This window comes from Plantibacter sp. MMLR14_011 (genome assembly GCF_001865025.1).
In the GTDB taxonomy this organism is placed as follows: Bacteria; Actinomycetota; Actinomycetes; order Actinomycetales; family Microbacteriaceae; genus Plantibacter; species Plantibacter flavus_A.
This window is the reverse complement of sequence record NZ_MJGW01000049.1, coordinates 1-248: the sequence shown is the minus strand read 5'-3', so window position 1 is coordinate 248 and position 248 is coordinate 1. Positions and strand designations below refer to the sequence as shown.

The following is a 248-nucleotide window of genomic DNA, read 5'->3' as shown; positions in this document are numbered from 1 at the left end:
TTCGTGTCCGTCGTCAGGCCGGACTCGAGCACGGACGACAGCATCGCCTGGACCCAGTCGACCTTCGGCGTCTGCACGCTCGAGCTCACCGGGGTGCCGGAGTCCGTCGTGGGGGCGTCGTCGCGGCGAGCACCGGAGCCCTCCCCCATCACGAGGAAGCTCTGCTCCCCCGGGTACACGTAGAGCAGACGGTCACGAGCCTGCGCCTCGATGTAGGCGGGGTCGTCCCAGCGCGCGACGTCCTTCTT

At 69.4% G+C, this 248-nt stretch carries 1 protein-coding gene; it reads right to left on the bottom strand.

The annotated features are described in order from the left end of the window. Window positions 1–248, bottom strand: a 248-nt coding sequence (locus BIU99_RS14360) for a septum formation initiator family protein (protein WP_175484414.1), incomplete at both ends; no start/stop codon positions are given.